The sequence below is a fragment of the Ectobacillus funiculus genome (assembly GCF_004138295.1).
Classification (GTDB): domain Bacteria; phylum Bacillota; class Bacilli; order Bacillales; family Bacillaceae_G; genus Ectobacillus; species Ectobacillus funiculus.
This window is the reverse complement of sequence record NZ_SCFM01000061.1, coordinates 1-9,445: the sequence shown is the minus strand read 5'-3', so window position 1 is coordinate 9,445 and position 9,445 is coordinate 1. Positions and strand designations below refer to the sequence as shown.

The window sequence follows — 9,445 nt, the reverse complement described above, 5'->3', positions numbered from 1 at the left end:
GCGGTATGTTTAACAGTAAGTGCGATTGCCATGATGATTAGCAGCTATGTGGCAAGTACAAGCATTGTATTATCATTTGTATTTCTAACGATTGCTTTATGCGGAGCATTTGGTGCATATTCTCCATTTTGGGCGATTCCGCCTTCTTTCTTAACAGGAGCTGCCGCCGGCGGTGCGATTGCACTCATTAATAGTGTCGGAAATCTTGGTGGATTCTTCGGACCGTATGTTGTCGGATATATTAAGGATGCGACAGGATCGTTTACGATTAGTATGGTTTTCATGGGGATTAGCATGATTATAGGTGCTTGTATCATTCTTTTCTTGGTAAAACAGTCAGGAAAAGCTCTAAATCGGAATGTCGAAGAAGAACTACAGAAAATTAGCTAAGAAAGACAAAGACGATTTGTACATGATGCAATTATAGTTCCAGCGGCTACGTTTATCTAACTGCTGGAACTTCTTCATAAATAAACTATTAAAATTCTTAATTGTGTAAGAGGTGTAGGGCTGATGAATAAACTAGGGATCTTAACAAGTGGTGGAGATGCCCCGGGAATGAATGCCGCTATCAGGGCTGTAGTAAAAGCAGCAAATCACTATCATCTAGAGGTAATGGGCATACAGTGTGGATACCAAGGTTTAATTGACGGTAAAATTCATCCCTTAACTTCTTCAGAGGTAGAGGATATTGCAGAAAGAGGCGGCACGATCTTAAAAACGTCTAGATCATTAGAATTTATGGAAGAAACGGGAAGAAAAAAAGCTCTTCAGGTTTTACAAAAGTTTGGTATACATTCTTTAGTTGTAATAGGCGGGGAAGGGTCCTTACAAGGAGCCGAAAGATTACATGAACTAGGTGTGAAAGTAGTTGGTATACCTGGAACGATTGATAATGATTTGGCTTATACAGATTATTCCATTGGATTTGATACGATGTTAAATACAGTTTTGGATTGTATTGGTAAAATTAAGGATACTGATTTTTCCCATGATAAAACAACTATTGTCGAAGTGATGGGAAGATATTGTGGTGACTTAGCCTTATATTCAGCCTTAGCAGGTGGAGGAGAAATCATATCTACTCCAGAGAGAAAGTTAGATTTTGCTACTATATGTTCAAAGCTGCATACCAGAATAAGTAACGGAAAACATGATAACCTCATCATCGTGACCGAAAGAATGTATGATCTGCAGCAATTACAACAATATATTGAAGAAAAGTTGAACCTTAGTGTCAGAACTACAGTGTTAGGCTTTATCCAAAGAGGAGGACACCCATCAGCATTTGACCGGGTATTAGCAAGCAAGCTGGGTATTACGGCAGTCGAATTGCTGGTAAATGGATATTCAGGCCGGGCTGTTGGCATGAAAGAGAATAAAGTGATCCATGAAGAACTTGAAAATGTGAATGCCAAAAGAACCGATAAGCAGGATCAATATAGATTATTAGAAACACTTTTACACTAGAAATACATGAGGAGGAAGAAACATGAAAGTGGCGATTGCATCTGATCATGGCGGTATGAATATTCGTAAGGAAATCATCTCATTAATGGAGGAGATGAATATAGAGTATGTAGATTTAGGATGTGAGTGTGATACCTCTGTTGATTATCCGGATTATGCCCTTCCAGTCGCTGAAAAGGTAGCAAACGGTGAGGTGAATCGAGGGATTTTAATCTGCGGGACAGGCATTGGGATGAGCATTGCAGCCAATAAAGTGAAAGGCATTCGTTGTGCGCTTGTGCATGATACGTTCAGTGCTAAGGCAACGAGAGAACATAATAATACAAACGTATTAGCTATGGGAGAGCGTGTGATTGGTCCGGGATTAGCCCGTGATATCGCAAAAATATGGCTAACAACACCTTTTGAAGGCGGCAGACATGAAAATCGTGTTAATAAAATAACCGTATATGAATCGACTAATGAACTAGTAAAGCGATTAATGTGTTGAACTATGATTGATCCCTTGCAGGGGAACTGAACAGCAATTGGTGAAATCATTAACTTGATCACAAACGAGAAGGTAATGAGATAGATAACCTATGAGAGTTCGTATGTAAATTGGATGTAGATGATTCATTTACATATAGACTCTTATCGGAAATAAAAGTTAGGGTCTATTTATTAAGGAGGATATTCATATGGCTTTAGTTTCAATGAAAGAAATGTTAAAGAAGGCGTTAGCAGAGGGCTATGCGGTTGGGCAATTCAACATCAATAACTTGGAATGGACACAAGCGATTTTATCTGCCGCTGAAGAGGAAAAATCACCAGTAATCCTTGGTGTTTCAGAAGGGGCTGCCCGCTATATGGGTGGTTTTAAGGTAGTAACAGCTATGGCGGAAGCTCTTATTGAGGAAATGAGTGTCACTGTTCCTGTAGCTATCCATTTGGACCACGGTTCTAGTTTTGAAAAATGTAGAGCAGCCATTGACGCTGGTTTTACATCGGTGATGATTGATGCTTCTCATCATCCATTTGAAGAAAATGTGGAAACAACTAAAAAGGTAGTGAATTACGCCCATGAACGTGGTGTATCTGTTGAAGCGGAGCTAGGTACTGTTGGCGGACAAGAGGATGATGTAGTTGCAGAGGGAGTTATCTACGCAGATCCAAGGGAATGTGAGCTGTTAGTAGCGCGTACTGGTATTGATTGTCTTGCGCCTGCGTTAGGTTCTGTTCATGGTCCTTATAAAGGTGAGCCAAATTTAGGATTTACGGAAATGGAACAAATTTGTAAAGCAACTGGTTTACCTTTGGTTTTACACGGTGGCACAGGTATTCCAACCAATCAAATTCAAAAATCTATCTCATTAGGAACGGCAAAAATTAATGTAAATACAGAGAATCAAATTGCGTTTACGAAAGCTGCACGAGCGATATTAAATACAGATTCAGAAGTATACGATCCACGTAAATTTATCGGTCCAGGTCGTGATGCGATTAAGGAAACAGTCATTGGAAAAATGCGTGAATTTGGTTCTTCAAACAAAGCGTAACTGATTCTGATGAAAAAAAGTCCATAGTGCGGAATTAGCTCTTGCATGTTTAAGTTGACAGAACTATTAACCATTGATAAGTATAATCCTTTTAATTATGTGCCTAACTTCTATGTTAATTACAAGTTAAGTGGTCGTTTTAATGTGAATTGAGGCCCGATACGGCACTATATAAGGGGGAAAAAGGGTGAAAAATAGTTGGTCGGTTCCATTAATTTGTGTGGTTGCTCTCTTCATGTTGATAGGTTTTACGATTACGGCTTTTAAAAAAAGTGATAAGCCTAGGATGGTTGTCGTTTTGAAACAATTAAATGACGAGTATTGGAAGACCATTCAAGCGGGAGCAGAAAAAGCTTTTGATGATTATAATATAGATGGAGAAGTAATTGCGCCTAATTCTGAATACTCGTCTGAAAAACAGCTTGCAATGTTAAAGATTATTTTGAAGAGGCATCCAGATGCACTAATTGTTGCACCAACGGATCCATCTGCTGCTATTCCTGTGTTAGAGGAATATCGGAACAAAAATATCCCTACATTAATGGTAGATACAGATGCTGGATGGGAGAAGCAAACAACCTATATTGGAACCGACCACTATGTCTTAGGAAAAAAAGCAGGAGAACTATTGGGCTCTATGCTGCAACCGGGAGATCAGGTAGCCCTTATTCGCGGAATGTCAGTGAGTTCAGTCGCGAATGAGCGAATAAAAGGAGCGAAAGAGGCGTTAGAAGCTGTTGGAGCTGAAATTGTTACAGAGCAACTAGGGTATGATCGATTTGGACAGACTAAACCGGTGATGGAGAACATTTTACAGAGTTATCCTGATATCAAAGGTGTATTTGCTACAGATGACGTATTGGCTTTACATGCATTAAGGATAATCGAGAAAAAAGGTCTAAAGACTCCCGTCATCGGAACAGACGGAACGAGGGAAATGTTGAAGCTCATTGAAGGGGAACGGCTGAGTGCTACTTTGGCACAGAATCCTTATGATATGGGCTATATAAGTGTTAAACAAGCATTGAGATCCGTTAAGGGAGAGCGCATCGAGAAAAGGATTGATAGTGAGATTGATATTATCACTAGGGATAATGCGGAGGATAGGCTGAGTTTCCTGGCCGAAATATTAAAATTTAAGGGATATTTAAAGAATACTCATTTTTATATGGTGTTCCTCCCAATATCCAAGTAAAGTATAGGAATTAGTGCGTATCCTGCCTCGCTGTAGCTCCCATAGAATATCAACTTTTCTCCCTCTCTAAAAACTTTAGTTTCACCTTAGCTATCACGAACAGAAATAATGGCATACAAAGGCCAAACGCGAGAGAATAGGGTGTCCAAATATTTGCAATAAAGTTAATCAAATAACTCATATCGGGTGCTATCACAACAGCTAGGACCATCAGGATCATGGCGAATGGAAGAGTCAGAGAACGATAATCATGGATTTCCAACGTCTGAGCGAGTACTAATACGGATACATAATAACAAATCTGCAGCTTGAAAAAGGTAGTAATAATCCATAAGCCTGCCATAATACTCTCTATTCGTTGGAAAAACCTGCCGACATCGATTTTTTGAGCCAATATATAGCTGGGAAAATGTTCATTTTCTGCTGCCTCAGCTCCCAAAACTAGTATAGTCAGCAGGGTAATTGAGAAGAGAATGATTCCCCCTATTATACTCCCTGTTAAAAAGGCTCTACCTGCTTCCTTAACCCGATTCACATAGGGGAATAGCATTAAAAATAAAACAAGCTCCAGATAAGGAAAACCCAGTTGCATAAAAACAGCATGAAGGATAGGGTTTGCCCCTTTTGCAAATATAGGTTGAATGTTTTCAAACTCCATTTGCGGAGAAACAAAGATAACTATCGTAAAAAAAAGAATACAAACCCAGGGAAAGAAGATTTCAGAAGTACGGGCCATATTTTCTAAGCCGTATTGCACCCCCATAATGACGATACCTAACAAAAGGATATGTATCGACTCAATCGGCGTTTCCGGCATCATGGTCGATGTAAAGAAATTACTGATCTGCCGGAGTGTAATAGCACAAAGGAAAAATGTATAAGTGAAGAATAAAAGTGATAGTGTTTTTCCTAGCCACTTCCCTAAAATTTCTTGGCTGTATTCAACCAGGGTCATATCTGGAAAAAGATTTCCTAGTGCTTTGTATAACCATGCCAGCAAAAAACCTGCTCCTGCAAGGATGATAGCGGTTATCCAAGCATCTTGCTTTGCTTCCGCAGCAATAAATTTTGCCAATAAGAGAATGGAGCTGCCAATCATAAATAGGATGATGAAAATCATAAACTGGCGAGGGGCAATTTTACCGCTCTCTTGCATCTGTATCACCTGTTTCACTTGAATATGTTCGAAATAACCTCGCTATAAGGCTGGAAGATAGCTGTAATTCCCTCAAGTGGGTTTGGAATACTTCTTCCCATCTGCTCCCAAATATTTAGGACAACACCCAGAAGCAGTAGGGAAGAAAACACCCATAGATCTTTTTTATGATTTTTCTTCAAAAGGGAAGGAATCTTAATGAACATGATGATAACTCCTACCATTATTATTCCCGCAATAGACCACATCTAAATTACTCTTCTATCCTTTCTCGAAATGATTTTTTAGTTATAAACACACGGCGAATATCGGCTTTCACTGCTACATTGACTTGCAAATCCGGAAACTCCTGATCCCAATCCTTTTGCACCTTTTCCAAATATTTAGGATTGGTACGGTTGACTACATCTCTAAATCCGAAAATATCAGATTTGTATTTTTTTTGCGCTGCGTTTAGTGCCGCTGCAATGGTCCTTTTTATATCTTTTTCTGTTAATTTCTCTAACTGAGTAATCGTTTCCGGGTTTGATAAATCGATAGCGCATTGCGCATCAGATACATTGCCTTCGAGACTAATTTTGATATCTATTTGAGGCGTACCATTTATTTTCTTGAATTGAGTCTCTTCTTGAGTACGAAGCACTTCCACATTTATATTCTTCTTCCCTCGGGAGCAAGGAAAGACAACACTCGTGCTACTTATCTTACCCTGAGTATAGTTATATCCTTTACTTTCCTCTTCATTTAACCAACCGACCAGCCGATCCTTTTTAAACACGGCAAGACCGTTATATTGCAACTTAGCACTGGGATCAATTTGTTGCCCATTTTTTGTAGTTTCACCTAGATTGCGATTTCCTTGCACCTTAATGCCTGTGAGTACGGCTTCTTTTCCATTACTAATGATATCTGACATAAACTGATCCATTCTGACGGAAACTGTTGTCCCCCAAGCTTTAGATGAGTTATCTAGAGAACGTTGCATTTTATTGGCGGGAATCCTATCTATGACGGTATAAACCTTAAGGATATCCTCAGCCTTTGTTCCTCTAGCTATCACTACAAAAAAATCCCTTCGATATTGATGGTCTCTGGATATGTGGTCTAATACATCGCTTAGTCCTTCTTTTGCCAATTCTTCACTGATGATAAGCATTTGTAGTTGTCCCGTATAAATTTTTCTTGTACTGGAGGTTATCATTTTTCGATCAGCAGCCTGTATACCGTTCCCCGTTTCTTTAAACAAAGTAACAGGAGCATCGCTCGAAGCAGCACCTCCTTTGGCAGCAATCGCTCCTGGATTAACGATTTGTTGAGAAATTAAAACTTTATTTCCCTTTTTATCCAATCCCATGGCCACAGTGACCGCAAGTTCATTCAATTCCACCCGACTCCAGCAGCCGGTAAGTATAAACAACATGGTTATTAACATCAGCCATACGACCAGTCCTTGTTTCGTAACTACTCCCCCTTCCTTTGTATTAATTTTTAAGTTTTTCTACGTGACTGCTGGGTAGAAGAATCATCTTCACGGCTGACATTCCTTTGACTCACAAATCGAGGCCTTGAGAACATTCCCCACCAAGGTGCACGAAAAATCGCATCTTTTTGATCAGTCATCACCATAGGGGCAAATGGTGCCATATAGGGAACTCCAAACGAACGTAATTGACATAAGTGCTGCATGACAGCGATAATCCCTACAATAACACCCAAAAATCCGAAGGAAGCAGCCAACCCCATCATCCCAAAGCGCAGAATTCTGACAGAAATGGCCAAATTATAGGCAGGAATGATGAAGCTGGAAATAGCTGTGATAGATACTACGATGACCATTGAAGCCGAGATGATTCCTGCTTCTACGGCTGCTTGTCCAATCACTAAGGCCCCCACAATGGATACCGCCTGGCCCACCGCTCTTGGCATGCGAATCCCAGCCTCTCGCAACAGTTCGAAGATTAACTCTGTTAGTAGTGCTTCAATAAATGCCGGAAAAGGCACTCCTTCCCGTTGGGCCATTAGGTTAAATAATAGTCCAGGAGGCAACACTTCTTGATGAAAAGTCGTAATCGCAATATATAAAGACGGCGCCAGCAAGGCAATGAAGAAAGCCAAATAACGCAGCAAACGCAGAAGCGTAGCAATATCTGATCGCTGATAATAATCCTCCGCCGCCGAAAAGAATTGCGAGAAGATGACCGGCACCAAAAGGACAAAGGGGGTTCCATCCACAAAGATTGCAATCCGTCCCTCTAAAAGCCCGGCAGCAATGACATCAGGCCTTTCTGTATGAAACACCGTGGGAAAAACAGTGTATGTTTCATCTTGGATTAACTCTTCGATATAGCCGCCTTCCAAGATACTATCTATTTCAATCCTGGTAAGCCGTTTCCGTACTTCTTCAACGACTTTTTCATTCGCAATCCCTTGGATATACATGATGTTAACAGTAGTTTTCGTTACTCTTCCTATTGTTAGGTTCTCCAACCAAAGGTTAGGATCTTTAATTTTTCGCCGGACCAATGCGGTATTCGTCCGGATGTTTTCGGAAAACCCCTCTTTCGGGCCACGGATGACTGTTTGGGAAGAAGGCTCCTGGACACCGCGGTCTTCCCATCCTTTCAAACCAACTATCAGACCTTGAGAATATCCATTCAATAGGATGGCAGCATCCCCCGATAAGATGGAGGGAAGCAAGGCTTCAAAATCTGAAACATCCTTGACGTTCCCCACTGGGAGAAGCTCTTTCAGTAGTTGAAAGGTAAACAACTTAGAGGGATGGTCTAAACTTACATCATGTTCTTGTATATCCAACATTAAAGATTCCATGATAAACTGATTGACAGATTGAGCATCAGATAAACCTTCCGTAAAGACTAGCGCTATTTTGATCTCTCTTTTCTTTCCGATGCCAAACTCCCTTATGACAATATCTGGGCTATTTCCAACTAGTTTTCTAATCGTTCGGATGTTTTCTTGAAGATTAGTTTGTAAAGGTGTGTTTTCCTTTATATGTTCATTGTTAGGGCTTGAATTAGATTTAAACCTCTGGAACATACCCAAAAGATATCATCCCCTATTTACTCCTCGATTGTTATTTATTGCCCAGATGCCTGAAGCATGTTTATTTCACTGGAGGAAAGCATGAGTTTCCAGTTAGAAGTCATTCGACGTAGTCAGAAATGCATGCACTTGCAAATTTCTTCTTCCTAGGCTTTGAATGTTTGTTTTATATGCTTTAGTTAATTTAACCAATCAGTTTCTCCCTATTCAATTTGTTGCTAAATCGCGTGACAGTATGAAATGTATGTATATGTGCAACACAATCGATAGGCTAATAGGACACAGTGACGTATGTACGATGACACTATGAAGCGCGCTTAGAATCATTCGATAACCGTATTGACAAACAATATTAGTAAAGTTATAATTAATTCACAAGGTAACTTAGTAGACAAGTAGTCAACAGGGCAATAGGCAGGTATGGTAAATGGAAAGATTGTAATTGTTCAGAAAGAGTGGAAGTCATCGAGGAATCCATTGAAAGAACGTATCTTTTACTTTATCGAACTGCTTAGATCAAAAGTACTTTTGAAAGCGCTTCATGAAAGCGTTTGATATAAGAAGTTACCTTCAGCTTTGCAATACAATTCCAGCGATTACACTTATTCAGAGAGTAGAAATTTGTGCTGGTTTTATAAAGAGGGATTAGTTTCTATAGATTAACAACATTGCTAAACAGCAGAAAGGAAGTAACAGCCATGATTTTGAGAAATGCACTAGCTCTAAGGGAGAGTATAAACGAGTATCGTGAGAGTATGCACGAGGTAGCAAAGAAGAAGGGGATTTCTGATCCGTCTGTTATCCAAATCAGTAAACAATTAGATGGGAAAATCATTATGTTGCAAAAAATTATATCTGATACTCATACTCCAGCTTTAGCAAAAATCAAGTCTTATTATCACGATGAGACAAGTCTAAGTTTGTAAATATCAATTACATGTTATCAAATAAATTTTTCTAGAAAAAATGTTAGGGGGAGAAGAAATGATAGTTGAGAAATTGAAGGTAAAACAAGGTACGATT

The 9,445-nt window shown here is 39.6% G+C and carries 9 protein-coding genes and 1 pseudogene; 6 read left to right on the top strand and 4 right to left on the bottom strand.

The annotated features are described in order from the left end of the window. The 5 genes and pseudogenes from EP737_RS22510 to EP737_RS22490 all read left to right on the top strand — a co-directional run. A pseudogene (locus EP737_RS22510) lies at positions 1 to 390 on the top strand (MFS transporter); the annotation flags it as partial. A 123-nt stretch (positions 391 to 513) separates the two neighbouring features. Further along, positions 514 to 1,470, top strand: a complete 957-nt coding sequence (gene pfkA / locus EP737_RS22505; protein ID WP_129731241.1) for a 6-phosphofructokinase — start codon at positions 514 to 516, stop codon at positions 1,468 to 1,470. 22 nt (positions 1,471 to 1,492) lie between these two features. After that, complete coding sequence (rpiB, locus tag EP737_RS22500) at positions 1,493 to 1,960, top strand: ribose 5-phosphate isomerase B (protein ID WP_129731239.1); 468 nt, start codon at positions 1,493 to 1,495, stop codon at positions 1,958 to 1,960. 190 nt (positions 1,961 to 2,150) lie between these two features. Then, complete coding sequence (locus tag EP737_RS22495; RefSeq protein ID WP_129731236.1) at positions 2,151 to 3,008, top strand: class II fructose-bisphosphate aldolase; 858 nt, start codon at positions 2,151 to 2,153, stop codon at positions 3,006 to 3,008. Between the two features lie 187 nt (positions 3,009 to 3,195). Next, positions 3,196 to 4,203, top strand: a complete 1,008-nt coding sequence (locus tag EP737_RS22490) for a sugar ABC transporter substrate-binding protein (protein ID WP_129731233.1) — start codon at positions 3,196 to 3,198, stop codon at positions 4,201 to 4,203. A gap of 49 nt (positions 4,204 to 4,252) precedes the next feature. Here the strand turns inward: EP737_RS22490 and EP737_RS22485 are convergent, their stop codons facing one another. Genes EP737_RS22485 through EP737_RS22470 form a run of 4 tightly spaced genes read right to left on the bottom strand, consistent with a single transcriptional unit; the run spans position 4,253 to position 8,416 of the window. Beyond that, positions 4,253 to 5,377: a GerAB/ArcD/ProY family transporter gene (locus EP737_RS22485; RefSeq protein WP_246040349.1), complete on the bottom strand. Its 1,125-nt coding sequence runs from the start codon at positions 5,375 to 5,377 to the stop codon at positions 4,253 to 4,255. Continuing rightward, positions 5,374 to 5,565, bottom strand: coding sequence for a hypothetical protein (locus EP737_RS22480; protein ID WP_246040348.1), 192 nt, complete (start codon positions 5,563 to 5,565; stop codon positions 5,374 to 5,376). The genes EP737_RS22485 and EP737_RS22480 overlap by 4 nt, the downstream gene beginning before the upstream one ends. Before the next feature lie 47 nt (positions 5,566 to 5,612). Further along, a complete protein-coding gene (locus tag EP737_RS22475; RefSeq protein WP_129731224.1) occupies positions 5,613 to 6,791 on the bottom strand; it encodes a Ger(x)C family spore germination protein in 1,179 nt (392 codons plus the stop codon). A gap of 56 nt (positions 6,792 to 6,847) precedes the next feature. Further along, positions 6,848 to 8,416 carry a spore germination protein gene (locus EP737_RS22470; protein ID WP_129731244.1) on the bottom strand — a complete coding sequence of 523 codons (1,569 nt, stop codon included), beginning with the start codon at positions 8,414 to 8,416 and terminating at the stop codon, positions 6,848 to 6,850. Positions 8,417 to 9,120: 704 nt separating this feature from the next. On the opposite strand from EP737_RS22470, the gene EP737_RS22465 reads away from it, so the two are divergent. Further along, entirely contained in the window at positions 9,121 to 9,348 is a 228-nt protein-coding gene (locus EP737_RS22465; RefSeq protein WP_129731221.1) for a Spo0E family sporulation regulatory protein-aspartic acid phosphatase, read from the top strand. The last annotated feature ends 97 nt before the right edge of the window (positions 9,349 to 9,445 follow it).